This window comes from Comamonas sp. F1-6, assembly GCF_039581415.1.
Taxonomy (GTDB): Bacteria; Pseudomonadota; Gammaproteobacteria; order Burkholderiales; family Burkholderiaceae_C; genus Comamonas; species Comamonas thiooxydans.
The window spans coordinates 1-23,804 of record NZ_JBCPWN010000004.1; the positions used below are offsets into that span (position 1 = coordinate 1).

At 59.6% G+C, this 23,804-nt stretch carries 18 protein-coding genes and 4 tRNA genes; 12 read left to right on the forward strand and 10 right to left on the reverse strand.

Going from position 1 to position 23,804, the window contains the following annotated elements:
• Positions 1-389 precede the first annotated feature (389 nt).
• The 3 genes from AAIL66_RS05330 (at position 390) to AAIL66_RS05340 (ending at position 2,645) form a co-directional block, all read left to right on the forward strand.
• The gene (locus tag AAIL66_RS05330; protein ID WP_343496188.1) at positions 390-2,288 is read left to right on the forward strand and encodes a SurA N-terminal domain-containing protein; all 1,899 of its coding nucleotides are present in this window, start codon (positions 390-392) and stop codon (positions 2,286-2,288) included.
• Between the two features lie 65 nt (positions 2,289-2,353).
• Positions 2,354-2,429 (forward strand) — tRNA-His (locus AAIL66_RS05335).
• Positions 2,430-2,569: 140 nt separating this feature from the next.
• Positions 2,570-2,645 (forward strand) — tRNA-His (locus tag AAIL66_RS05340).
• A gap of 604 nt (positions 2,646-3,249) precedes the next feature.
• Here the strand turns inward: AAIL66_RS05340 and AAIL66_RS05345 are convergent.
• From AAIL66_RS05345 to AAIL66_RS05355, 3 genes are all read right to left on the reverse strand, one after another.
• Positions 3,250-3,693 carry a DUF1641 domain-containing protein gene (locus tag AAIL66_RS05345; protein ID WP_034360105.1) on the reverse strand — a complete coding sequence of 148 codons (444 nt, stop codon included), beginning with the start codon at positions 3,691-3,693 and terminating at the stop codon, positions 3,250-3,252.
• A 34-nt stretch (positions 3,694-3,727) separates the two neighbouring features.
• Positions 3,728-4,918 (reverse strand): FAD/NAD(P)-binding oxidoreductase, encoded by a 1,191-nt coding sequence (locus AAIL66_RS05350; protein ID WP_343496288.1) that lies wholly within the window; start codon positions 4,916-4,918, stop codon positions 3,728-3,730.
• 71 nt (positions 4,919-4,989) lie between these two features.
• The gene (locus AAIL66_RS05355) at positions 4,990-5,625 is read right to left on the reverse strand and encodes a TetR/AcrR family transcriptional regulator (protein WP_343496189.1); all 636 of its coding nucleotides are present in this window, start codon (positions 5,623-5,625) and stop codon (positions 4,990-4,992) included.
• Positions 5,626-6,231: 606 nt separating this feature from the next.
• Between AAIL66_RS05355 and AAIL66_RS05360 the strand changes: the two genes are divergently transcribed.
• Complete coding sequence (locus AAIL66_RS05360) at positions 6,232-6,423, forward strand: hypothetical protein (protein WP_131324615.1); 192 nt, start codon at positions 6,232-6,234, stop codon at positions 6,421-6,423.
• Here AAIL66_RS05360 and AAIL66_RS05365 read toward each other — a convergent pair.
• Positions 6,420-6,569, reverse strand: coding sequence for a hypothetical protein (locus tag AAIL66_RS05365; RefSeq protein ID WP_343496190.1), 150 nt, complete (start codon positions 6,567-6,569; stop codon positions 6,420-6,422). The two genes, AAIL66_RS05360 and AAIL66_RS05365, sit on opposite strands and share 4 nt — an antisense overlap.
• A gap of 871 nt (positions 6,570-7,440) precedes the next feature.
• On the opposite strand from AAIL66_RS05365, the gene AAIL66_RS05370 reads away from it, so the two are divergent.
• The 3 genes from AAIL66_RS05370 (at position 7,441) to AAIL66_RS05380 (ending at position 8,363) form a co-directional block, all read left to right on the forward strand.
• Positions 7,441-7,659, forward strand: coding sequence for a hypothetical protein (locus AAIL66_RS05370; RefSeq protein ID WP_034407691.1), 219 nt, complete (start codon positions 7,441-7,443; stop codon positions 7,657-7,659).
• Between the two features lie 260 nt (positions 7,660-7,919).
• Positions 7,920-8,102 (forward strand): CsbD family protein, encoded by a 183-nt coding sequence (locus AAIL66_RS05375; protein WP_343496191.1) that lies wholly within the window; start codon positions 7,920-7,922, stop codon positions 8,100-8,102.
• 184 nt (positions 8,103-8,286) lie between these two features.
• Positions 8,287-8,363: transfer RNA gene (locus AAIL66_RS05380), tRNA-Met, on the forward strand.
• Between the two features lie 525 nt (positions 8,364-8,888).
• On the opposite strand, the gene AAIL66_RS05385 is transcribed toward AAIL66_RS05380, so the two are convergent.
• Together AAIL66_RS05385 and infA are read right to left on the reverse strand one after the other, a co-directional pair.
• Positions 8,889-8,965 (reverse strand) — tRNA-Pro (locus AAIL66_RS05385).
• A gap of 71 nt (positions 8,966-9,036) precedes the next feature.
• The gene (infA, locus tag AAIL66_RS05390) at positions 9,037-9,294 is read right to left on the reverse strand and encodes a translation initiation factor IF-1 (RefSeq protein WP_003056533.1); all 258 of its coding nucleotides are present in this window, start codon (positions 9,292-9,294) and stop codon (positions 9,037-9,039) included.
• Between the two features lie 411 nt (positions 9,295-9,705).
• Between infA and asd the strand changes: the two genes are divergently transcribed.
• Complete coding sequence (asd, locus tag AAIL66_RS05395; protein ID WP_343496192.1) at positions 9,706-10,569, forward strand: archaetidylserine decarboxylase; 864 nt, start codon at positions 9,706-9,708, stop codon at positions 10,567-10,569.
• Between the two features lie 65 nt (positions 10,570-10,634).
• Here the strand turns inward: asd and AAIL66_RS05400 are convergent, their stop codons facing one another.
• The 3 genes from AAIL66_RS05400 to map form a co-directional block, all read right to left on the reverse strand.
• Positions 10,635-10,895, reverse strand: coding sequence for a hypothetical protein (locus AAIL66_RS05400; RefSeq protein ID WP_003056528.1), 261 nt, complete (start codon positions 10,893-10,895; stop codon positions 10,635-10,637).
• A gap of 74 nt (positions 10,896-10,969) precedes the next feature.
• Positions 10,970-13,612 carry a [protein-PII] uridylyltransferase gene (locus AAIL66_RS05405; RefSeq protein ID WP_343496193.1) on the reverse strand — a complete coding sequence of 881 codons (2,643 nt, stop codon included), beginning with the start codon at positions 13,610-13,612 and terminating at the stop codon, positions 10,970-10,972.
• Between the two features lie 190 nt (positions 13,613-13,802).
• A complete protein-coding gene (map, locus tag AAIL66_RS05410) occupies positions 13,803-14,615 on the reverse strand; it encodes a type I methionyl aminopeptidase (protein ID WP_039048430.1) in 813 nt (270 codons plus the stop codon).
• A 179-nt stretch (positions 14,616-14,794) separates the two neighbouring features.
• Between map and purL the strand changes: the two genes are divergently transcribed.
• Positions 14,795-18,805, forward strand: coding sequence for a phosphoribosylformylglycinamidine synthase (gene purL / locus AAIL66_RS05415; RefSeq protein WP_343496194.1), 4,011 nt, complete (start codon positions 14,795-14,797; stop codon positions 18,803-18,805).
• Positions 18,806-18,937: 132 nt separating this feature from the next.
• Here purL and AAIL66_RS05420 read toward each other — a convergent pair whose 3' ends face one another.
• On the reverse strand, positions 18,938-19,204 hold the full coding sequence (locus AAIL66_RS05420; RefSeq protein ID WP_034351656.1) for a hypothetical protein: 267 nt from the start codon (positions 19,202-19,204) through the stop codon (positions 18,938-18,940).
• Positions 19,205-19,706: 502 nt separating this feature from the next.
• Here AAIL66_RS05420 and AAIL66_RS05425 point away from each other — a divergent pair.
• From AAIL66_RS05425 to AAIL66_RS05435, 3 genes are all read left to right on the forward strand, one after another.
• Positions 19,707-20,081, forward strand: coding sequence for a transcriptional regulator (locus AAIL66_RS05425; RefSeq protein ID WP_034351660.1), 375 nt, complete (start codon positions 19,707-19,709; stop codon positions 20,079-20,081).
• 563 nt (positions 20,082-20,644) lie between these two features.
• Positions 20,645-22,024 (forward strand): SWIM zinc finger family protein, encoded by a 1,380-nt coding sequence (locus AAIL66_RS05430; protein WP_343496289.1) that lies wholly within the window; start codon positions 20,645-20,647, stop codon positions 22,022-22,024.
• Entirely contained in the window at positions 22,021-23,778 is a 1,758-nt protein-coding gene (locus AAIL66_RS05435) for a DUF5691 domain-containing protein (RefSeq protein ID WP_343496195.1), read from the forward strand. The genes AAIL66_RS05430 and AAIL66_RS05435 overlap by 4 nt, the downstream gene beginning before the upstream one ends.
• Positions 23,779-23,804 lie beyond the last annotated feature (26 nt).

The following is a 23,804-nucleotide window of genomic DNA, read 5'->3' on the forward strand; positions in this document are numbered from 1 at the left end:
CCCACCCACCAACCAGGACCCCCCCCCCCCCCCCCCCCACTACCTCCCCCGGACCGAAAACCCTTCACACCCCGCCACTAAAGCGCAAAGGAGGCTTGGAGAGCTCTAAGCCTCCCTTGCGTTTTGGCGTTTATTGCTACCGGAGGTGACGGTTGCTCGGGGTATTTCTATGCAAGATGCCCTGGCTAGACAGCGGCAATGGAAAAGCTGGCAGTTAGAATGGACAGGATTAGCCTAACCCTGTTGGTGGAGGTTGGATGGCAGTTCTGTAGAGCATCAGTGCCCTGTAGAGGCCCGGTCGGTGGCGCAGCGGGTCGCACGGCTTTCACCATTGTTAATGAGGCGAACGCAAGTTCGCCTTTATTTTTGCTGCCGCAGAAAGATTGACCATGTTCGAATCCATCCGCAAGCATTCCAAGTTCGTGATGATCTTGTTGTTCTTGCTGATCATTCCCTCTTTCATTTTTGTCGGAGTCAACCAGAACTACTTCACCGAGTCCAGCCAGACTGTGGCCCGCGTGGATGGGCATGACATCACCCAGCAGGACTGGGACAACGCTCACAGGGCTGAAAGCGACCGCCTGCGTGCGCAGAATCCGACCATGGATGCCAAGCTGCTCGACTCGCCAGAGGCGCGCTATACCACGCTGGAGAAGCTGGTGCGTGATCGCGTGCTGGCAGCAGCTGCTGCCAAGATGCACCTGGCAACGCCCGATGCACAGTTGGTGCGTACCTTGCGTGAAATCCCCGCGATTGCGTCCTTGCAAAAGCCCGATGGCTCGCTGGATGCGGAAGCCTACAAGGCTTTGGTCGGTTCGCAGGGCATGACTCCCGAAGGGTTTGAAGCCAATCTGCGTCGTGAACTGGCACTCAATCAGGTACTGGGTTCCGTCTCTTCGACCAGCTTCACGACTGCCGCGCAGTTGCAGCAGGCCATGGACGCCCTGTATCAGCGCCGAGAAATTCAAGTTGCCCGGTTTGATGTCAGTGCCTTTGCAGGCAAGGTCCAGCCCACGGAGGCCGAGCTCAAGGCTTTCTATGAAGCACACACCAACCAGTTCAAACAGCCAGAGGCAGCAACGGTGGAGTATGTCCAATTGGACCTGGCCGCTGTACAGCAGGGCATTGTTCTGAGCGAAGACGACCTGCGCACCTATTACAAGGAAAATGCTGCCCGTCTTGCCGGTCCCGAAGAGCGTCGTGCAAGCCATATCCTGATCAATGCGGCCAAGGATCTTCCGGCTGCAGAGCGTGAAAAAGCCAAGGCCAAGGCTGAGCAATTGCTGGCCCAGGTACGCAAAGATCCCAAGAGCTTTGCCCAGGTAGCCAAGGCCAACTCGCAGGATCCCGGCTCTGCTGCCAATGGTGGTGATCTGGGTTACTTTGGCCGCGAGGCCATGGTCAAGCCATTTGAAGAAGCCGTTTTCAAGATGAAGCAGGGCGACATCAGCGATGTGGTCGAGTCTGACTTTGGCTTTCACATCATCGAGCTGACCGGCATCAAGCAGCCCAAGGTGCCCTCGTTCGAGGAAATGCGCCCCAAGCTGGAAGCAGATCTCAAGCAACAACAGGCTCAGCGCAAGTTTGCAGAGGCGGCCGAAGCCTTCTCCAACGCCGTTTACGAGCAGTCCGAAAGCCTCAAGCCTGTGGCCGAGAAGTTCAAGCTGAGCATTCACAAGATCGAGAACGTGACGCGTGAGCCAGCCCCTGATGCGCAAGGCCCTCTGGCCAACAAGCGCTTCCTTGAGGCACTGTTCTCCGCAGACTCTCTGGAGAACAAGCGCAATACCGACGCAGTGGAGCTGGCCCCCAGCAACCTGGTGGCTGGTCGTGTGCTGAGCTATGCTCCTGCGCACACCCAGTCCATGGATGAAGTGGGTGAGAAGCTCAAGCAGCTATATGTGGCGCACCAGTCCGCAGAGCTGGCCAGGCAGGAAGGCAAGGCCAAGATGGCCGAATGGAAGGCCAAGCCTGAAGCAGCTCAACTGCCCGCGGCTGTCGAGGTGGGTCGCGATCAAGCCAGGGATCTGCCGCGTGAAGTGCTGGATGCGGCATTGCGCGCCCCCACGAATGACCTGCCCGCGTGGGAGGGGGTCGACCTTGGCAATGCAGGTTATGCCGTGATCAAGGTCAATCGCATTGCACAGCGTCCTGCGCAAGATGCTCAGGTGCTGGAGCAGCAAAAGGCGCAGTTCACGCAGTGGTCTTCCATGGCTGAAGTCATGGCCTACTATGAACAGTTGAAGAAGACCTTCAAGGTCCAGATCAAGGTGCCGCGTCCTCAGTAAGGCATTTAAATCAGGCATGAGTTTATTTCCGGCCTGATTTATGCATTACAATAGATGCTTCTACGGTGGCTGTAGCTCAGTTGGTAGAGTCCAGGATTGTGATTCCTGTTGTCGTGGGTTCGAGTCCCATCAGCCACCCCAGAATTTCAAAAACGCTCTGCAGCGCAGAGCGTTTTTATTTGATGAGAGGTGTTTGCCTTGAATCGTTGCTAGTTCAGTGTTTATTGCTCTCAATTTTGATTTGATGGCTCAAATTCTGAAGTAGAATAGAGACTTCTACGGTGGCTGTAGCTCAGTTGGTAGAGTCCAGGATTGTGATTCCTGTTGTCGTGGGTTCGAGTCCCATCAGCCACCCCAGTTTATAAAATGCCCCACAGGTTTGCTTGTGGGGCATTTTTGTTTTTGCAGCTCACTGCTATGCAGTGAGCACAGACGGTTTTGAGGCTCTACTTTCTCGCGAAACAGGCTGGCCGGTATTTGAAAGCCGACAGCGGTCGGGCTTTTGCATTGCGCTACCTGCGTGCGGTTAGTGGCGCGCACCCTCAAGTGCTGCCAGGGCAGAGCCGCGGCTGCCCCGCCAGCAGACGGTGTGCGGCATCACTACGGCAAGCGCAGCGCCGTGCCAGCCATCCTTTCCCGTGGTCCAGATGGTCGCTCGCTCGTCATCCGTTGTGGATTTGTAAATGTGTGGCAGTACCTCGGCGAATGCAATCGGTGGACATGGGGGGGCTTGATTGCAAAGGCGTTTGGCTCATCTGCTTCAACGACTGCAACTGGTGGTGCAAAGTGCTCTGCCAGTGCCTTGCTGATCTGTCCGAAGGGTTCGGCGGGGTAAGGCTTGGCGTTGCGCAGGCGGCACAACTATTCAGGAGGCAAGGCCTCATAGATTGATTGCCTCTCCAGAAAAGAAAGACCGGCTGCGGCGGAGGGGGCTGGAGCCAGAACTGCCAAGGACTTGCCTTCAGTCCGCTGTGTAGTCGATAGGGTCATAGGCATGTTGCCGGCCCAATGCTCCAGCCATGGATAGCAGGAACGCCAACCCACGGCGCACATCTGGCTCACCTGCCATGCGAAGAAGGCCAATTAAAGTAGGTGTTGTCTCGAGTCGCTCCATCCGGGCTGCGGCCATACGGGCCGCGTTGCCGGCTGACCATGCTGCAGATACGCTTTCTTCGAAAGCTCTGGCCAGCTTTTCGACCATGTACGCATCACTCATATCGACCGCATCGGCAGCCACTGAAAGCATGTCTACGACACGGTTCAGGCGGCGCCCTGCCAATAGAGGCTCGAGTTTGGCCATGAGTTCGGCCAAACCCTGAAGAGCGGCATCGTCGTTCAGCAGACCTGCACTGAGTTTCATGGCAGATTCGTGCTCGGCCATCGGAATATCGGTAGTGCTATTCATCTCGAATCTCCTTGTGTGCATCCATGAAGCTGGCTTAGACCAGAGCTCGTGCTACCGCCCAGTACAGGCCTCGATTGAAGCCCTTGCGCATCATTCCGCCGATCTTGGTGGGAGGCGTTGGCTTGACATCTGCTTTGTAGTCATACCAAAGAGGCATTCCGTCATCGAGTCCCATCTGCGCGATGGCCACAACTCGGCCGTCGTATGCGTCGCAAGTATGGTCGAAGCGGATTTGCGATGCGATGTTGTTGACGACAACAGGTGACTGGCTGTGGCAGGAGCCACCGGCCTTGCTGACAGGAAGATCCACGGTGTCTCCGAGCACGTAGACATTCGAGGTGCCTAGCATTTGCATCGTCTCGTGGTCAGTGGGGAGCCAACCTTCGCCATCCTGTGCCTGGGACATACCGCTATCGCGTACGGCCTGTACTGCGCGAATGGGGGGAGTGGCCATGAGAATGTCGAAGTCTTCTGACTCACCCTCTTCCGAGTAGGCGATTTTTGCGTCGGGGTCCACGTGCGACAACGTGAACCCGCGCTGATAACGTATACCGCGCTGCTCGAACACCGTGGGGAGGATCTCGCAGGTATCCCTCTGAAGGAACAGGCAGTTACGCAGCAATTGCGATACCGTGGGGTAGGTATAGATGATCTCCACCTTGTCTCTCACTCCGCGGCGGCGCAACAGATCGTCGAGCATCAGAGTCGTCTCGATCGGTGCGATGCCGCACTGGTGGGGGACGTTCGGGGTCTTGGGGAAGGTCACGGTGATGAATATTCGACCCTTCTCGATACGAGTCAGCTTGTCGGCCAATTTGCGGGCAGGCCCATGCTGGTAGAAATGGTCGCCGCCCTCGGCCAAGCCGGCAATGCGCTCTGGAGAAGGAACGCAACCCGTGGATATCACAAGATGGTCGTAGTGAAAGCGTTTTCCGCTTTTGCATTGGACTGATTGAGCCGGAAAATCAAAGCTCTCCACTTCCTCGACTTGAAAGTCGATTTCAGGTCTCAGCAGTCCACGTTGTTTGCGTCTCAGTTCGTCCCGGAAGAATGCATTGAAAGCCACATACATAAAGGCTGGCTTGTAATAGTGCCAAGGAGAATTGGAGAGCATGGTGATGCGCACCTTGCCGCTTAGCAGTTCCGGATATAACTTGACGACCAGATGATTGGCCGTCATGGTTCCGCCAATGCCACCGCCAATGATCAATATGTGATGCGCCATCCTGCTACTCCTTTTAACATTCAGTCGGAAAATGGCCGGCACCTGATAGGTGTCGGTTCGTGAAACCAAACTCAATCGGGCCGAAGCGAGCGCCATACTCCTTCCCACAAGGAGTCAAAGAGTTTTTCGAGTGGTGTGTCCACCAATCCGTCAAGGCGCAGGCAGATAATGCGGATTGCACTGCCATACATCAAACTGGCGGCAACCATGGGTTCCATTGAGCGAATCTCGCCGTCTTTCATGCCTGAGAACACAAAGCCGCGCATACGGACAAATGCGGAAGCGGAACAGATCGCTTGCTCCTCTGGCAGGAACTCGCGGTGGCGTGCGTTGACCACAAAACCCATTGCATCAGGCTCGGCTTCAGCCAAGGCGAACAGCATGCGCAGTACGGTTTCACAGCGTTCGCGGCTGCTTGCGTGCTGCACTTCAATTACATCCAGCAGCACATTCATGCGGGAGAGCAGGTGTCGATAAAGCTCCCTGGCAATGCCTTCCTTATCAGTGAAATGGTTGTAGAAATAGCCGATAGAAACTCCGGCCTCGGTGCATAACTCTTGGATTGAAGTGTTAAAGAAGCCATTCCTTGCAAAAAGCCTCAGAGCCACACTAAGCGTTTGAATATGGCGGGAGCCGGAATTTGGAAAGAATGTCCAAGGTTCTTTTTGCATCGTAAAAATAGAATGAATCTTCGTTCTATTTTTCACGTAATGATGATATGGAAAACAGGGGTAAACCCTGTTTGCAGAAAATCGAAATTTCCAAATCTTTGGAGATTGCAATTTGGCTGGGCAGGTTTCTCGCCTTTTGCTTTTGCTTTTTGTGTATGGAGAGGTCGAAACCCTATGGGGCTCTCATGTCTGATGAGTTAACTTTCTTGCGTCTGGCCACCCGGCGGGTGAATGCGTTGGCCATATCAGTTGGCTCGAGTCTTTTGAACTATCTGGCAACGCCGCTCTTGGGCATGCTTTGTGTCCTCCTGCTTCCAGGGCTTGATACTCGAGACGCGCAAGCGGCGCGGTATCGGCCCTGGTGACAAGGCACTTCTGACGCTTGAGCCTCATCCCAGGGCTCGTATCGCAGCCATCCTGGTTCTGGAAAGAGGGGCTGTTGTGGTTCACTAAATTCGGGGTCACATGAGGCTACAGAAACAACAACCAGTTCAAGGCTGGCTAGGCATGGCAGGGGCTTCACTTGCTTACACATCGAATACCCGTAAGCGATTGAATAACCTAGACTTATTGCTATGAAAAAGTTACTTGGAGTCTCGGCCTTTGCGCTGTTCTTGTCTGGCTGCTATGCACATCACGGGCATGGTTATGGGCACCGTCACCATGATGGGTACTACGGGCATCCGCACGGCCACAAGCATCATGGCCATCGGTCAGGTGGTCATGGAGGTGGGCATAAGCACCACGGCGGGCGTGGGGGCGGCCGGCGCTAGACCTGAAACGCAAACAAAAAAGCCACCTTCGGGTGGCTTGGTTTATCTGGAGACCGTTTAGAAAGCGTCGGCGCTGTACTCGCCTTCGGGTGGGGTCTGGGACAGTATCAGCAGAACCTCTTCGGGAGAGTGCGGGTCAGGCATTGGCGTCATGATCTCTTGATTCGTCGCTTTGAGTTCGAGATAGGCGGCGTACAGGTAGGTCATGGCTACTCCTTGAAGGGTGGATGGAAGCTGATGAGTCCCTTTTTAATGCTTGACTGTGGCAGTTCGTTGACAGGAATGTAAGTTGTGAGGTGTGCTCGCGAATTCTCAAACAGGCATTGCACGGTCTTGTTGTCCATTCGCTAGGCTGTTTGCACGGGCAGGAAAAGGCAGTGCGTGCAGCGATTCGGATCGCACTGCCAGAGAGGAATGAAGTTGCGGAAGGGGGGCATCCGCCCAAGCCGGGCCAGTGGCTCAGGGTATTGCGGCAGCGGAGGGGCGGGCAGCAAGCGCGATGGTGCCAAGTGGTTTGGCCATGGTTTTTCATCCTCTTCGGGCTCGTTGCCGCAACGCAGGGCGGCGGGTCAGTAGCGGCGATGGCCGGGTTTTGCTGGATGCTTGCCGTCAATCTGGTGCAGGACTCTGCCAGCCATATGCGGTGCGTGATGACGTAGTCGAAAAGCTCTGGCCGGTGCTCCAGACGGGAGACAGGCTTGTGATTGCGTAACGGTATTTGGCCGTGCTGCTGTGGTTGGCGACTTGATTGGCTCGATCGTGGAAAAAAGGCTTGGCTAATAGGAGAGGGCCGCTGGCTAGCTAAAACGCTGCAAGCCCCTGCTTGTCAGCGCCCCACGATGAAGAGGTGGTACAGCGACTCGCTGCACCATGGGATGAATCATAAACGCAATTGAGAATCGTTTGCAAATAACCGTTTGATTCCCAGGACTATAGAAAGACAGGATCGATGCCTAGAGGCATGAAACTGAATGGTGCCAAGAGTTGCCGGATAGATGCGGGCGCTGGGTTCAGGGCCGCTGGAAGAGGCTGCGATGTGTCAGTGCCGAGGAACGGTACCAGCCTCTGCGGCAGGAAGATGAGCATTGCCTTCTATTCCGGACTGGGTGCTGGACAGGCTCAGTTTGTACTGCAAGCCGCGTCCATGAAGCTCCATCGCGTGTTGTTTGCAGCCTATGTCCTGCAGAAGGAGCACTTGAATTCTGTGCGCTGGCGTCTGGTCAGGGCCGCCATGATGTCGAATCCACGGTCGGCGTTCCCTCTGGTCGATATTTCGGATGCTGCTGACGTATCTTGATAAGGAATGCTCCAATAGCGGCCATTCATCGCAACACTGAGGCATATGCCCTGGTTGCCTGGCGGTAGTCAGTGGCGTGACCATAGTTCCAAGCATGATCCGCTGGCGCCTTTGTTTTGCGTTTGCCGTTGTGAGCAATTGATGGCGCGCAAGGGTTTGTATCACATGGATGCCCTGGCAGGTTCCACGGCCGTAGGCCTCACTAGCGCTTAACTTTGACCCAAGCCGCATTTCGCGGCTTTGTTCATAAGGAGGGCGTTATGAATACTGATCAAGCCAAGGGCACGCTGAAGGATGTGGAAGGCAGGATTCAGGAGAGGCTTGGTGAACACATGGACAGTCCTGAGCAAGAAGCCAGGGGGATCGCAAAGCAGGTTGAAGGCACCGCTCAGAAGAAGATAGGTGATCTGAAAGAAGCGATTCAAGAGGCGGCCAAAAAGTAAGCTGCACGAGCCCTAACGAGCAAAGCCCGCTAGGTTGGCCAGTTGACTTTTGTGTTGCTTCATGAGGGGATTCATTACTGAATATCTATTCATGCTGTAAATTTATACATGTGTGCTACAATGCAAGCGTCGGGGAAATCATGCAGGCGCCTAGGAATGGTGGTCGGCCCCCGACGCGGAATATCGCGAGGTGGAGCAGTCTGGTAGCTCGTCGGGCTCATAACCCGAAGGTCGTTGGTTCAAATCCGGCCCTCGCAACCAATAAAGCCCTGGCCGGAAACGGTCAGGGCTTTTTGCCATCTGTCTGTCATATTTCGAGAGCAAGATACGCATCGCTAGGTTCAGGTTGTAGCACTGAAAGATGGCTTAACCCCTGGCGCCAATTCCAAAGCCCTGGCCGTAGCAGCCGGGGCTTTTTCTTTTGCCTTCTGCCCGCCGAAAGCTGGTTGCTGCGGCCCTGGTTCTGTCTTATTCCCTTGAGCCAGCCAAAGCCGCGCCCGGGTGGCATGTCGCGCGGATGATGCGGGCTGCTTCATCGCTCACGGAGAGCTCTTGCATTTGTCACTTTGGGCTGAAGGTGTGCAAGCTCGAATTAGGGGAGGGGCTGCCAGTCTTCTTGCCATGAGGGCGCAAAGCATCGATGCTTCGTGCCGGCCTCACAGGGGGTTGAGGCGGTTCTTAGTCTGCCAAGCCGTAAATAAATATGATGGCGCGTATAAGCCGGCAAGGTCGAGAAGCATAGACAGACAAAAGGGGTTAGATCTTTCGATCTAACCCCTTGTCATTTGGTCGGAGCGGCGGGATTCGAACTCGCGACCCTCTGCTCCCAAAGCAGATGCGCTACCAGGCTGCGCTACGCTCCGAAGCCTCTATTCTAACTACAAAAAATTGCGCATCTTTTGAAAGTGGCGAATTTTTGATGATGAGGCGCTATTTATTTTGAACGAGGTGTCGTGGGGGCCGGGCCACGGTTGGCCAGGTGGCGGAAGGTAATACGGCCCTTGGTCAGATCGTAGGGCGACATTTCCAGCGACACCTTGTCGCCAGCCAGAATGCGGATGTGGTGCTTGCGCATCTTGCCGCCGGTGTAGGCAATCAGTTGGTGACCGTTGTCCAGCGTGACGCGAAAACGCGAGTCAGGCAGGACTTCCGTCACGGAACCTTGCATTTCAATCAGTTCTTCCTTGGCCATTTGTTCAATCTCTTAGAAAAGGTCAGTTGCGGCGCTTGCTCGTCATCACCACGGAAAAGGCCTGAGCAGTACAACTGCTCAGGCCTCAATGTGGCAAGGGCGCTGCGCTGTTTGCGCAGACCGAACAAAAGGCCGATATCCAATCAAGCCGTGCTGTGAAACAGCATTCAGCTAAACATTGGAATTGTAGCGTCTCGCCTTCGCTTATGCCCTCATAAAGGGGTAAAGCGTCGCAGCGATGAGACGGCGACATGGGTCTTTGTCATGACGCTTGCATCATTGAGATATCGCGTCTGGGCGGTGGCCTGGATGGGGTAAAACGCCTGTAGCCCCCAAAGACAGCCGCCGCTGCCGTGGTCTTGGCTAGAATCCTGTTCGACAGCTCTATAACTTTGATAGCAAAATTCCATTGTGTCTGATCGACTCGCCGTACTTTCCCAATATTTCTTGCCCAAGCAGGCGCTGACCGCGCTGATGGGAAAACTGGCGCAAGCCGAGGCCGGCGGATTGACGACGGCAGTCATTCGTCGCTTTATCCAGCGCTACCAGGTGAACATGGCCGAGGCAGCCAATCCCGACCCCGCAGCCTACAAGACCTTCAATGCCTTTTTCACGCGTGCGCTCAAGGACGGTGTTCGTCCTCTGGCGCAGGCGGACTGGATTTGCCCGGTAGATGGTGCGATCAGTCAGTTCGGCAGGATCGAAGGCGAGCAGATCTTTCAAGCCAAGGGGCATCAATACAGTGCGACTGCTCTGGTGGGAGGGAATGCGGCTCTGGCGCGTCAGTTCGATAACGGCAGCTTTGCCACGATCTATCTGAGCCCGCGCGACTATCACCGCATTCACATGCCTTGTGCCGGCAAGCTGCGCAGCATGACCTATGTGCCAGGGGATCTGTTCTCGGTGAACCCGGTAACCGCACGTGGCGTACCCGGCCTGTTTGCGCGCAACGAGCGCGTGGTCTGCGTGTTCGATACCGATCATGGGCCCTTCGTGCTGGTGCTGGTGGGCGCGACGATCGTTGGCAGCATGGCCACGGTGTGGCATGGCCTGGTCAACCCGCCGCGCCCAGGCCATATCAAGACCTGGAATTACGAAGGTGCCGAAGCGGTGATGCTGGCTAGAGGCGAGGAGATGGGTCGCTTTCAGCTCGGCTCCACAGTGGTCATGCTGTTTCCACAAGCGGCAGGCCTGCAGTTCAATCCGCAGTGGCAGCCGGCGGCGCCGGTGCAACTGGGTCAGGTCATGGCCAACGCCCGGATCAAGCTGGGCTGATAGCCGGGTTCCATAGAAAAAGCCGCTGATGCCATGAGCGTCAGCGGCTTTCTTGTTTTGAGGGATCAAAGAAACCAGGTCAGTGGTTCAGGCCGGCGTTCGGTGGTGAACACCGTGGGGGCAAGACTCAGGCGATCGGGCTTTACCGGGTCGTCGTGACCTCGGAGGTAGACCATCAGTTCGCGTCTGCGCAAGATGACATGGCTGACGATTTCGCGTCGGCCATTCTGAGTGACCTCGGTGCCGGGGCGAAACAACGGCATATGAAACAGGCCACTGCGTGTGGTGGGCGGCGATGCCGCAACTTCATTGGAGGCGAGCTGCATGGGCTTTCCGTAGTAGTGGTGACTGCTTATCGGCAGCGAATCATCAAACTAAAGCCCGAATTGCCGGGCCTGGTTCAACCGGGCTGGGCAAGGGCCTTGAGCAACTCGGTTTCCATGCGCAGCTGGCTGTTGTTGTCCTGCAGTTCAGGCCCTTCGATGAGGAAGGTGTCTTCCACGCGCTCGCCCAGGGTGCTGATCTTTGCCAAGTGCACGCTGATATGGTGCTGGGCCAGAATGCGGGCAATGATGTAGAGCAGGCCGGCGCGGTCTGATGCGGAGATGGACAGCAGCCAGTGTTGGGCTTTTTCATCGGGGCGCAGGATGACGCGCGGAGCGAATGGAAAGCTTTTGACGCGGCGCGACAGCCGTCTTTGCGATGGCGTGGGCAGGGGGCCACCTCGCAGCAGAGTCTGGGTCAGATCGCTTTCCACCATGTGCATGAGCTCGCGGTATTGCTCCTGCATGGTGGGGGCGACGACCTGGAAGGTGTCCAGTGCGTAGTCGTTGTTGGCCGTGTGTACGCGTGCATCAAGAATGGAAAATCCGGCCCGGTCGAAGTAGCTGCAGATGCGGGCAAACAGATCGGGCTGGTCGGGTGCATAGACCAGAACTTGCAGGCCTTCGCCGGCCAGCGACCGCCGGGCGCGCACCACGGGCTTGCCCTGGCCCACATGGCGTGAGAGATGGCGGGTATGCCAGGCGATGTCGGCCGCTTCATGGCGCATGAAGTAGCTCACGTCCAGTGTCTCCCAGAGTTTCTTGTGGGACTCAAAGGGCTGGGCAGACAGGGCCAGTTGCACCAGCGCCTCACGCTTGCGGGCTTCGATTTCGGCGGCGGCATCCGGGGCGCGACCACCTAGCACGCGCAGGGTCAGGCGGTAGGTGTCTTCCAGCAGCTTGCCTTTCCAGGCACTCCAGACCTTGGGGCTGGTGCCGCGAATGTCGGCCACCGTCAGCAGATACAAGGCAGTGAGCTTGCGCTCGTTGCCAACGCGTTCGGCAAAGGCGCGAATCACATCGGGGTCGGACAAGTCCTGCTTCTGGGCCACCTGACTCATGGTCAGGTGCTCGCGTACCAGAAACTCGACCAGCTCCGCATCGGCCTTGTCGATCTGGTGGGCGCGGCAAAAACGCTTGACTTCGACGGCGCCGATCACGGAGTGATCACCACCTCGGCCCTTGCCGATGTCGTGGAAGATGGCAGCCAGATACAGGATCCAGGGCTTGTCCCAGCCTGCGGCGAGCTGGGAACAGAACGGGTATTCATGGGCATGCTCGGCCATGAAGAAGCGCCGCACATTGCGTAGCACCATCAGGATATGCTGGTCCACGGTGTAGACGTGAAACAGATCGTGCTGCATCTGCCCCACGATGCGGCGGAAGGGCCAGAGATAGCGGCCCAGTACCGAGGTCTGATTCATCAGCCGGATGGCATGGGTGATGCCGCGCGGCTGCTGAAGGATCTTCATGAAGGTGGCGCGATTGACCGGGTCGCGACGGAAGGCGCTGTCCATCACATCGCGGCTGGCATAAAGCGCTCTCAGGGTTCGCGTCGACAGACCTGTCAGCCCCTCATGCTGCTCATACATGAGAAAGGTTTCGAGAATGGCATGCGGATCGCGCTCGTACAGATCGTCGCTGACCACCTCGATGGTGCCGGCCTTCTCGCAAAAGCGATCATTGAGCTGAATCAGCTCGTGCGATCCGGGGTTCAGGCGCTCTTCGATGCTCATGCGCACGATCTGGCACAGCTGGGTCACCGCCTTGGCGGCCCAGTAATAGTGACGCATCAGGGTCTCGCCAGCGCGCATGGCCAGCTTGCGGCCCTCCGGCGTGGTGGAGCGGTAGCCAAAGGCTTCGGCCACGGCGGTCTGCAGGTCAAAGACCAGCCGGTCCTCATGGCGGCCGGCAGCGGCATGCAGGCGTGCACGGATCAGGCTGAGCAGGGATTCGTTGGATTCGAGCTGCTGGACCTCGAAATGGGTGATCAGGTCTTGCTCGGCCAGCTCATGCCAGCTGTTGCCGAAGCCTGCGGCCTTGGCCAGCCAGAGCATGGTGTGCAGATCGCGCAGCCCGCCGGGTGATTCCTTGCAGTTGGGCTCCAGCGAATAGGGCGTGAAGTCGTATTTGGCGTGGCGCTGGCGCATCTCCAGCAGCTTGCCTTCGACAAAAGCCTTGGGATCGAGCTGCGCGCGGAACTGCTGCTCGAAGTCGGCAAACAAGGCCTTGCTGCCGGTGATGCGGCGTGACTCCAGCATGGCGGTCTGTACCGTCAGGTCCTGCGCGGCCTCCTGCAGGCATTCGGCAATGCTGCGCACGCTGGAGCCGATTTCCAGGCCGACATCCCAGCAACTGCTGATGAACTGCTCGATGCTGGCCGCCAGTTCCGCAGCCGGCGGTGCACTGCTTTGGGGCAGCAGCACCAGCACATCGATGTCCGAGTAGGGAAAGAGCTGGGCGCGTCCATAACCCCCCACGGCCAGCAGGGCCGCGCCTTGCGGCATCTGCGCGCGCTGCCAGAGGGTGCGCAGAAGACCGTCGGCCAGTTCACTGAAATGGTGCAGCACTCCGCGCACGCTGCGTCTGCCCAGCGTGGGGTTGCGCAGCAAGTCCATCTGCCGGGCCTTGGCCTCGCGGTATTGCTCGCGCAGGCCCTGTAGCGAGGAGAGGTCGGAGGCGTCGGCAGAGTTGGCGTAGGAGTGGGCAGAGGAGGTCATGCGCAGTAGAAAAAAGCGTTTCAACAGGGCAAGTGCTTGAGCGTCACCTTAACCCAACTGACTTGGGCTTGAGGCCTGTGATGGCAAAAAGATGAGCGCATGGCGCTTGCAGCACAAGGTCTACAAGCAAAAAATATGCCGCATCCGGCTTTGGCCAGATGCGGCATGCAGGTCAGCGGCAGCAGTGCGCTCAGGTGCGGATGGCCGTGATGAAGTCGGGCGGGGTGGGCGAGCCCTCGGACCAGGTCAGCACGTCATAGCCGGTCTTGGTGACGGCCAGCATCAGCTCCCACTGGGCAGTCAGGCTGCGGTCCTTGGTGACGACGGTCCAGCCGTCGGGCATGGCCTTGATGTCGCGCTTACCCAGATTCAGCATGGGCTCGATGGTGAAGACCATGCCTTCTTCCAGCACGACGCCTTCGCCGGGGCGGCCGTAGTGCAGCACCTGGGGCTCGTCGTGGAACACCTTGCCGATGCCGTGGCCGCAGTATTCACGCACCACGGACAGGTTGTTGCTCTCCGCATAGGTCTGGATGGCGTGGCCGATATCGCCCAGCGTGGCACCGGGCTTGACCTGGGCAATGCCCTTCCACATGGCCTCGAAGGTCAGCTTGGATAGCCGCTTGGCCGCAATCGTGCCTTCGCCAATGATGAACATGCGGCTGTTGTCGCCGAACCAGCCGTCTTCGGTAATGATGGTCACGTCGACATTGACGATATCGCCCTTCTTCAAAGGCTTGTCGTTGGGGATGCCGTGGCACACCACATGGTTGACCGAGGTGCAGACATAGGCCGGGTAGGGCGTCATGCCTGGGGGCTGATAGCCCAGGCAGGCCGTCTTGGTGCCTTGCTCGGCCATGCGCTTGGCGCACAGATCGTCGATCTGCTGGGTGGTGATGCCGGGCTTGATGTGGGGGGTGATGTAGTCCAGCACATCCGAAGCAAAGCGGCCTGCAACGCGCATGCGCTCGATGTCTTCGGGAGTCTTCAGTGTGATGCTCATGGTCGCAATTATCCCATTGCGCGCTTGAACATGCAGGGCTTGTGGGTGTGAGCATTCGGACTAACCCCGAGGCACGGTAAAATCCTAGGCTCACCGAATTCAGCGCTTTGGCCCGGTCCTCTCAGGCAGGGGATTGACCAGGACGCTTTTCAACAGCCTTCACATAAACAGGCCGCCACGTGACATTGCATCTGACACAGTTTGAGGGTGGAAACGCCCTGAGCTCGTTCCGCGCCCAACAGCTTCTGACCGATCTGGTCGCCATCCACCCCAAGATCACCGGCGTATCTGCACGCTTTGTGCACCTGGTAGCCACCGAGGGCGCAGTTGCGCCCGCATTGCAAGAGCGCCTGTCGGCGCTCTTGACTTATGGTGACCCCTATACGGGCAATGCTGAAGGCCTGGCCTTCATCGTCACGCCCCGCCTGGGCACCATCTCTCCCTGGGCCTCCAAGGCGACCGATATCGCGCGCAACTGCGGCCTGAACGTGTTCCGCGTGGAGCGCATGACCGAGTATCGCGTGGACGTGAAGTCCGGCCTGCTGGGTGGCAAGCCCGAGCTCTCGCCGCAGCAGACGGCACAGATTGCCGCCTTGCTGCACGACCGCATGACCGAGTCCGTGTTCGCGACACGCGCCGAGGCCGAGCAACTGTTCACCACCCTGGCTGCACAGCCCATGGAGTTTGTGGATGTGCTGGGTGGTGGCCGCGCAGCGCTGGAAATCGCGAACAAGCAATGGGGCCTGGCCCTGGCCGAAGACGAGATCGAGTATCTGGTCAATGCCTTCAACGACCTCAAGCGCAATCCCACGGATGTGGAACTGATGATGTTCGCGCAGGCCAACTCCGAGCACTGCCGCCACAAGATCTTCAACGCCAAGTTCACCATTGACGGCGTGGAGCAGGAAAAATCGCTGTTCGGCATGATCCGCAACACCGAGGCCTGCTCGCCCCAGCACACCGTGGTGGCCTATGCCGACAACGCTTCCATCATGGAAGGCCATGAGGTTGAGCGATTTGTAGCCAAGTTCGATGCCAAGGCAGACGCAGTCAGCGCTCCCAGCTATCAGAAGCAGGCTGCAACCAACCATGTGCTGATGAAGGTGGAGACACATAACCACCCCACGGCGATTTCGCCCTTCCCCGGTGCATCGACCGGCAACGGCGGCGAAATCCGTGACGAAGGCGCAACCGGCCGTGGCTCCAAGCCCAAGGCCGGCCTTACGGGCTTCACCGTTTCCAAGCTCTGGGGCAGCGAAGTAGGCAAGCCCGAACATATCGCCAGCCCGCTGCAGATCATGATCGAAGGCCCTCTGGGCGGCGCGGCGTTCAACAACGAGTTCGGCCGTCCCAATCTGACCGGCTATTTCCGCGAGTACGAGCAGCAGGTCGGCGACATCACCCGTGGCTACCACAAGCCCATCATGATCGCCGGTGGCCTGGGCGTGATCGATTCCGAACTGACCAAGAAGATCGAGTTCCCGGCGGGCACGCTGCTGATCCAGCTGGGCGGTCCCGGCATGCGCATCGGCATGGGTGGCGGTGCGGCAAGCTCCATGGCTTCGGGCACCAATGCAGCAGAACTGGACTTCGACTCGGTGCAGCGCGGCAATCCCGAGATCGAGCGCCGTGCGCAGGAAGTCATCAACCATTGCTGGCAGCAGGGCACCGAGAACCCGATCCTGGCCATCCACGACGTGGGGGCCGGTGGCATCTCCAATGCCTTCCCCGAGCTGACCAACGATGCCGGGCGCGGTGCACGCTTTGACCTGCGTGCCGTCAAGCTCGAAGAGTCCGGCCTGTCGCCCAAGGAAATCTGGTCCAACGAATCGCAGGAGCGTTATGTGCTGGCCATCGCTCCCGAATCGCTGGAGCAGTTCACGGCCTTCTGCGAGCGCGAGCGCTGCCCGTTTGCCGTGATCGGCACGGCCACCGAAGAGCGCCAGCTGGTGCTGGAGGATACGGCGGTCGAGTCCGGCGACCAGAAATTCCCCGTGGACATGCCCATGAACGTGCTGCTGGGCAAGCCGCCCAAGGTGCACAAGGATGTGACCAGCGTGGAGCGCGAGCTGCCCGCCATGGACCTGACCGGCGTGCCGCTGGAAAAGGCCGTGATCGAAGTGCTGGCCCACCCCACGGTGGCTTCCAAGCGTTTCCTGATAACCATTGGCGACCGCGCCGTCGGCGGCCTGACCCATCGCGACCAGATGGTCGGTCCCTGGCAAGTGCCCGTGGCCGACGTGGCCGTGACCCTGGCCGACTACAAGGGCTTCAAGGGTGAAGCCATGGCCATGGGCGAGCGCACACCGCTGGCCGCCATCGACGCGCCCGCCTCGGGTCGCATGGCCGTAGCCGAAGCCATCACCAATATGCTGGCCGCGCCCATCGAGCTGTCCAAGGTGAAGATGTCGGCCAACTGGATGGCCGCCTGCGGCGAAGCCGGTGAAGACGCTGCGCTGTACGCCACCGTCAAGGCCGTGGGCATGGAGCTGTGCCCCGCGCTGAACATCTCGATTCCCGTGGGCAAGGACTCTCTGTCCATGCGCACCCAGTGGAGCGAGAACGGCCAGACCAAGAAGGTCACCTCGCCCGTGAGCCTGATCATCACCGGCTTTGCCTCCATCGACGATGTGCGCACCACGCTCACGCCCCAGCTCGACGCCGAGGTGGAAGACAGCACCCTGGTGCTGATCGACCTGGGCCGCGGCAAGATGCGCATGGGCGGCTCCATCATCGGTCAGGTGCTCAATCAGTCGGGCAACGAGGTGCCGGATCTGGACGAGCCCAAGGATCTGATCGCCATGGTGGATGCAGTGAATGCGCTGCGCGCCAAGGGACTGATTCTGGCCTACCACGACAAGGGCGACGGCGGCCTGCTGGCCACGGCCGCCGAAATGGCCTTTGCCGGCCATGTGGGCGTGGCCTTGAATGTGGACATGCTGATCACCGAAGGCGACGGTATCTCCGACAGCCGCATGGATAGCGGCGAAGGCAAGAACTGGGGCAAGCAGGTTTCCGGCCGCCGCGAAGATCTGACCCTTCGCGCGCTGTTCAACGAAGAGCTGGGCGCCGTGCTCCAGATCAGGACGGAAGACCGTGCCGAAGTGCTGCAGGTGCTGCGCGAACATGGCCTGATCCAGTGCAGCCATGTCATCGGCAAGACCCGTCCCGCCTCGTCTCCTGTGGACGCAGGCAAGGGCGAGCTGCAGGTGTGGCGCGATGCGAACAAGGTGTTCGGAGCAACTCTGTCCGATCTGCACCAGGTCTGGGATGCCGTGAGCTGGAAGATCACCCAGCAGCGTGACAATCCCGTCTGCGCCGACAGCGAGCATGCTGCCGCTGGCGAACCTGCCGACCCCGGCATGCATGTGCATCTGACGTTCGATCCCAAGGAGAACGTGGCAGCGCCCTTCATCAATGTGGCTGCCAAGCCTCGCGTGGCGGTGCTGCGCGAGCAGGGCGTGAACTCCCATGTGGAAATGGCCTACGCCTTCACCGAAGCCGGCTTTGATGCAGTGGACGTGCACATGAGCGACCTGCAGTCCGGTCGTGCGCAGCTCAAGGACTTCGCCGGTGTGGTGGCCTGTGGCGGCTTCAGCTACGGCGACACCCTGGGTGCGGGCATTGGCTGGGCGCGTTCCATCACCTTCAACGACCGTCTGTCCGAGCAGTTCCAGGCCTTCTTCGGTCGCAGCGACACCTTCGGTCTGGGCGTGTGCAACGGCTGCCAGATGTTTGCCGAGCTGGCCGATATCATCCCCGGTGCACAGGACTGGCCGCGCTTCACGCAGAACCAGAGCAACCGCTTCGAAGCGCGTCTGTCCATGGTCGAAGTGCTGGAGTCGCCCAGCCTGTTCCTGCAAGGCATGGCCGGCTCCCGCCTGCCCATCGCCGTGGCACATGGCGAGGGTTATGCCAACTTCCAGTTCCGTGGCAATGCCGAGCAAGTGGTCAAGGCCATGCGTTATGTGGACAACCACGGCCAGCCTGCCGAACAGTACCCGTTCAACCCCAACGGCTCGGCCGGTGGCCTGACAGCAGTGACGACGGCCGATGGCCGTTTCACGGCGATGATGCCTCACCCCGAGCGCGTGTTTCGCAATGTGCAGATGAGCTGGACCTCGGGCGACAAGTCCGAATTCAGCCCCTGGATGCGCGTCTGGCGCAACGCCCGCAAGTGGCTGGGTTGATACCCGGGTACTGCTAGCGCAATCAAAAGGCTCTGCATTCTGCAGAGCCTTTTTTCATGGTTCATGGTCTTCCCGGAGGCCGACTTCAAGGATCGGGTGAACTGCTTTCCGCGTCCTGTCGGAAGCGTAGGCCTAGATCGTCTCCAGTTGCTGCATCAGATGCTGGCGCATCAACTCGGCCATCTGCGCGGCTGGCTTCGGATCTACATGCCAGCGGCCATAGCTGGTAAGAATATCGAAGCCTCGCCGCATGTCCGGCACATGGTGGCTCAACGCATAGCCGATTAACTGCGCTTCGTGGCAGGCAATCTGGGCTTGTGGCACGGTTGCCGGCGCCAACGAAGCTGCTGCCGCAAAAGCCTTGCCATCGGCACGCTGATCGAAAATGTCCTGGCTCATGACTCAAAACTCCAGTCGGGCCTGATCTGCAGGTCCTGGCGTTGGTGTTGAATAGCGCATGCTTTCAGCTGCGCTGATTTGCCCGCGACAGTCGTGCATGGATAGCTGATGCTTTGACAGCATCAAGTCCGTAAACGCCGGACTCAGACATAGGCTGAAATTGTCGAGCGCTACAGAACACATTCGTAGAGTGCCTGTTGTCAGAGCAGGCAAGATCCGTTGCCGACACTGCCCCGGCTGTTGATCGGGAAGCGGCTATCTGGACTGTTCCGTGTCCATTGGGCGACCGTAGGCCTTGGCTCTCAAGTCATGTGCGGGCCTGCGCGTGGGGATGTAGCTGCTTCATGTCAAAATCTATTGATTGATGTGAATAGGTGCAGCAGCTCTGTGCAAAGGGCTGCTGCTTTTTGCCTCTAGTGCGGTGCTGTGAAGCGGCGCTAGCTTGGCTTAGGTATGGCAATAGTACGCAAATGCGTATATTTGTCAATATTGAGTTACACATATGGGTATTGGTGCGCGTTTGCGTGAGGAACGAGAACGCCTTGGCTTAAATCAGGAAGGGTTTGGCCAACTTGGCGGTGTGCGCAAGCAAGCGCAGCTGCTCTACGAGAAAGACGAACGAAAGCCGGATAGTGATTACCTTGTTGCAGTTGCCGCAGCAGGTGTTGATGTGCTGTTTGTGCTGACCGGCCGGCGCCAGTCGGATCTTCCAGCGGGGGATGCTGGCGAACAGCTCTTGCTGGAGAACTTTCGACGCTGTTCGTTAGCTGCCAGACAGAATCTCTTGCAGTCCTCTATCTTGTTGGCAGCGGGCTTGCCAGCCGAAGCATCGTCAGTGGCTAATTCTCCGACCCAGAGCCGACTTCCAAGGCTGTGACACAGGGCGTGTATGGCGTCGAAAGTGTCCTGGTCGATTTGACCCAGAGCATTCAGACCCTTGGTAGCAATTTGACAGCCAGATGGGCAGCAAGGTGCAATTGCGGGCAGCTTGCGCGGAATGAGCACCGAAGCCGGGCTGAGCCATTGGTAAGCAAAAGTAGCAAGCATGCCGTGGCTTGGCTGCTGCGGAGTCGGTACTTGCATCTGCAGCAGCATCGGCGGACTGAATGATTGCCGGGAACAGAGGTGCCGCAGCTCGACGAGGAAGCCGGTTGACGCATGTCACCCGGCTTCTCTATGTTCTGATTTTTTGCACGTTTTCATCGGCACAGTGCCATGGCGATGATAGGCTGACGCATTGCGCGCAACAGTTTGCGCGGTCTGTCAAACCACAGTTTTTGCCGCGCTGAAAACACAGTTTCAGCAAAGTGCGGACGAGGTTTTCCGAGGGTAGTCTCGCACTCGCCCTTGGTGCGTAAGCGCCTCGAACTATCAAGATATTGCGTCGATTCGGGACGGGAGACATTGGTGTCGCGTGTATTAGCAACGGAAGCGGAAGTTTTGGCGCTGTCGCCGGATGCTGCGTCATCCAAGGCGGCCAAGGGACTGCAGTCCCTGAGCAAATGGCCGAACACAGGCAGCAATGATGCTGCGGCCTGGGGGGAATGCCAGGGCAGCGGCAGCAAGCCGTATCAGACTCAGGTCGATCTGAGCGGGCCGGCCTTCAAGTGCTCCTGCCCCAGCCGCAAGTTCCCCTGCAAGCACGGGCTGGCGCTGATGCTGCTGCGCGCAGGCGGCCAGGTGCCAGAGGGCGGCGAGCCCCCGGAATGGGTCAGCAACTGGCTGGGTGGTCGTCAGCAAAAAGCCGAGCAGAAAGAGGCCAAGGCGGCCGCCATTGCCGCTGCGCCAGTGGCGGATCAGGAGGCTCTGGCCAGACAGCAGGCCAAGCGCGAGGACAAGCGCTGGGACAAGGTTGCTGGCGGCATGCAGGAGCTGTCGCTATGGATGCAGGACATGGTGCGCACCGGCCTGGCCAATCAGGCCGGCGACAGCCAGACGCGCCAGCACTGGAACACCATGGCGGCACGCATGGTGGATGCCCAGGCCACGGGCATGGCCGCACGTATCAGGGAAGCCAGGGAGCTGGTGGACAGCCACCCGACCTGGCCGCGTGACCTGCTGGTGCAGCTTGGCCATTGGCAGCTGCTGGTGGACGCGGTGCAGCGGCGCGACTCGCTGAGCCCCGAGGTGAAGGCCGACGTCATGGCTGCCCTGGGCTGGCCCATGGACAAGGCCGAAGTACAGGCCCGTGGCGAGACCATCAGCGACGATTGGCGGGTGCTGGGTCAGCGCCTGATCGAGCGCGAGGGTCGCCTGCTGGAACGCCGCGTCTGGCTGCAGGGCCTCAATACCGGCCGCGCTGCCCTGATGCTGGACTATGCCCAGGGCGGGCGAGGATTCGAGACGGCCTGGGTAAGCGGCAGCGCTTATCGCGCAGCCTTGAGCTTTTATCCGGGCAGGGCGAGCCTGCGGGCGGTTGCCGTCAATGGGGTTGAAGCAATCGACAGCTCCGATGCCGCAGCCCTGACGGTCAAGGCTCTGGGCGAGCCGTTGCAACAACTGGGCGAGCGCATTGCCGCCAATGCGCTGCAGCCGGTGCAGCCGCTGTGGTGTGCGGATGCCCAGCTGCTGTATGTAGAGGGGCAATGGCTGGTGGGCTGGCCCACAGGACAGAGCCAGGCGGCACCCGTGCCTGCGGTGATTGCCGATGACGAAGCCTGGCGGCTGCTGGCGCTGAGTGGCGGCACGCCTCTGGCCCTGTTTGGCGAGTGGGAGTCCGGGCCGCAACTGGGGCGCTGGCGTTTGCTCAGTGCCTGGCAGCAGGATGCTCACAGCCAGGTCTTGTCCCCCATCTGGCAGAACCAAGGAGAGATGCGATGAGCAGCGCCAATTTGTGGGCTGCGCTGCAGCAGTCAAGTCTGGTCGGCGCGGACAGGCTGGCCGTACCTGCGGTGTTGACCGCGCAGGTCGATGCCGCAGCCAGCCCCGGTTTGCAAGCCATGCAAGCTGCCTGGCTGCAGCCGGCTGCATCAACGGCTGCACAGCTGCTCAGAGCCAGCGCCGTCGCCGCCGTCCTGGAGCGAGCGGGCTGGCAGCCCGGTGCGCAGGTCAGGCTCGGTGCGCCTTTGAGTTCCCCAGCACTGCCTGCCGACGAGTCTCGCCGCGCGCCCGATGATGAGCGCTTGCATGGCCTGATGCGTGATGTGCTGCAGCATGGGCCCGAGAACATGCTGGCTCCTATGTTCCATGCCCTCGATCAGGCCGGACAGCGCTTGCCTTATGCACTTCTGGTCGATGCTTTGAACGAAGGCCGCCGTTCGGTGGAGCTGCGTACCTGGCTGACGCCGGTGCTGGGCGAGCGAGGACGCTGGCTGGCCGGGCTCAACCCGCAATGGAGCTATGCCAGCGGCGTGCAGGAGACAGCCAATGCAGAGCTGGTCTGGCAGGAGGGCTCCATCGAGCAGCGCGTGGCGCTGCTGCACAGCGAACGTGATACCGATGCAGACCAGGCCCGCGCCAGACTGGAAGCCAGCTTGAAGGAGCTCAATGCCAAGGAGCGTGCGCCAATGGTGCTGGCTCTGGGCGTGGGGCTGTCCATGGCGGACGAGCCGCTGCTGGAAAAGCTGCTGACCGATCGCAGCAAGGAAGTGCGTGAGAACGCGGCCCGCCTGCTCTCGCGCCTGCCGCAAAGCGCGCACAGCCTGCGCATCCTGGGCTGGCTGCAGTCCATGCTGAGCCGCAATGCCAAGGGGGAATGGCAGATCGAGCCGCCCGAGGAGGGCAGCAAGGACTGGGAGCGCGACGGCATTGCACTGCAGCCGCCGGCCTATATCAAGGGCGTGAAAGCCTGGTGGCTGCAGCAAATGGTGGAACTCGCCCCGATTGACTTCTGGCTGCAGACCCTGGAGATGACGCCCGAGCAGCTCTGGGACTGGAGCCGCCGCAGCGACTGGAAGACCGCCCTGCGCCAGGGCTGGCTGGCGGCGCTGCGCGATCAGCCCGATGTGCGCTGGATTGCGCTGCTGCAGACCATGGAACGCGATGCGCGGGCCGAAGCGCTGCTGCCGGCCCTGCTGGACCGACTGAGCCAGCAGGAGCGCGAGGCGCTCTGGCAGGCGCAGCTGCAGCAGGCCAAGGGCAGCCTGGTGGATCGCATCAACACCATCGAGAGCAGCATGCCCGTGGTTGGCGTGTTTTCTCAATCCATGTCGGAGCAACTGATGGACGCTCTGGACAAGGCGCTGGGCGGCAAGCAGGCCACGGGCAGCTGGCATAGCTGGCAGGCCGACCAGGCCGTGCTGGCCTGCGCGCGCCGGCTGCATCCGGCCGTTCTGCCGCGCTTTGTGTGGCTCTGGCGTCAGCCTGCACAGGCTGAGAAACCTGCCGTGCCAGAGCAGCAGCCCGAGGCCGCAGCCCCGTCAGGGCTGGCCGGGCTCTGGCAAAAGCTGGTATCCAAGGTGGCCGATGCGGCCGAAGAGGCCACTACCGTTGCTGCGCAAAGCAGCCTGACTCCCGAACAACAGGCGCGGCTGGAGCGCGCCCGCCTGCGCCCCTGGGATGACGAGCGCGTGCTCGAACAACTCAACCGTATCACCGATCTGCGCATGGCCCTGCATGCCGCGCTGAGCGCCTAAGCCTTCGAATTTTTCTGCATTCAACC

What these genes read in the sequence shown, in the direction of transcription:
- AAIL66_RS05330 (WP_343496188.1), top strand. Translation starts at nt 390, where the DNA reads ATGTTCGAATCCATCCGCAAGCATTCCAAGTTCGTGATGATCTTGTTG.
- AAIL66_RS05345 (WP_034360105.1), bottom strand. Translation starts at nt 3,693, where the DNA reads ATGAATAGCACTACCGATATTCCGATGGCCGAGCACGAATCTGCCATG.
- AAIL66_RS05350 (WP_343496288.1), bottom strand. Translation starts at nt 4,918, where the DNA reads ATGGCGCATCACATATTGATCATTGGCGGTGGCATTGGCGGAACCATG.
- AAIL66_RS05360 (WP_131324615.1), top strand. Translation starts at nt 6,232, where the DNA reads ATGGTTATGGGCACCGTCACCATGATGGGTACTACGGGCATCCGCACG.
- AAIL66_RS05365 (WP_343496190.1), bottom strand. Translation starts at nt 6,569, where the DNA reads ATGACCTACCTGTACGCCGCCTATCTCGAACTCAAAGCGACGAATCAA.
- AAIL66_RS05370 (WP_034407691.1), top strand. Translation starts at nt 7,441, where the DNA reads ATGAGCATTGCCTTCTATTCCGGACTGGGTGCTGGACAGGCTCAGTTT.
- AAIL66_RS05375 (WP_343496191.1), top strand. Translation starts at nt 7,920, where the DNA reads ATGAATACTGATCAAGCCAAGGGCACGCTGAAGGATGTGGAAGGCAGG.
- infA (WP_003056533.1), bottom strand. Translation starts at nt 9,294, where the DNA reads ATGGCCAAGGAAGAACTGATTGAAATGCAAGGTTCCGTGACGGAAGTC.
- AAIL66_RS05400 (WP_003056528.1), bottom strand. Translation starts at nt 10,895, where the DNA reads ATGCAGCTCGCCTCCAATGAAGTTGCGGCATCGCCGCCCACCACACGC.
- AAIL66_RS05405 (WP_343496193.1), bottom strand. Translation starts at nt 13,612, where the DNA reads ATGACCTCCTCTGCCCACTCCTACGCCAACTCTGCCGACGCCTCCGAC.
- map (WP_039048430.1), bottom strand. Translation starts at nt 14,615, where the DNA reads ATGAGCATCACACTGAAGACTCCCGAAGACATCGAGCGCATGCGCGTT.
- AAIL66_RS05420 (WP_034351656.1), bottom strand. Translation starts at nt 19,204, where the DNA reads ATGAGCCAGGACATTTTCGATCAGCGTGCCGATGGCAAGGCTTTTGCG.
- AAIL66_RS05425 (WP_034351660.1), top strand. Translation starts at nt 19,707, where the DNA reads ATGGGTATTGGTGCGCGTTTGCGTGAGGAACGAGAACGCCTTGGCTTA.
- AAIL66_RS05435 (WP_343496195.1), top strand. Translation starts at nt 22,021, where the DNA reads ATGAGCAGCGCCAATTTGTGGGCTGCGCTGCAGCAGTCAAGTCTGGTC.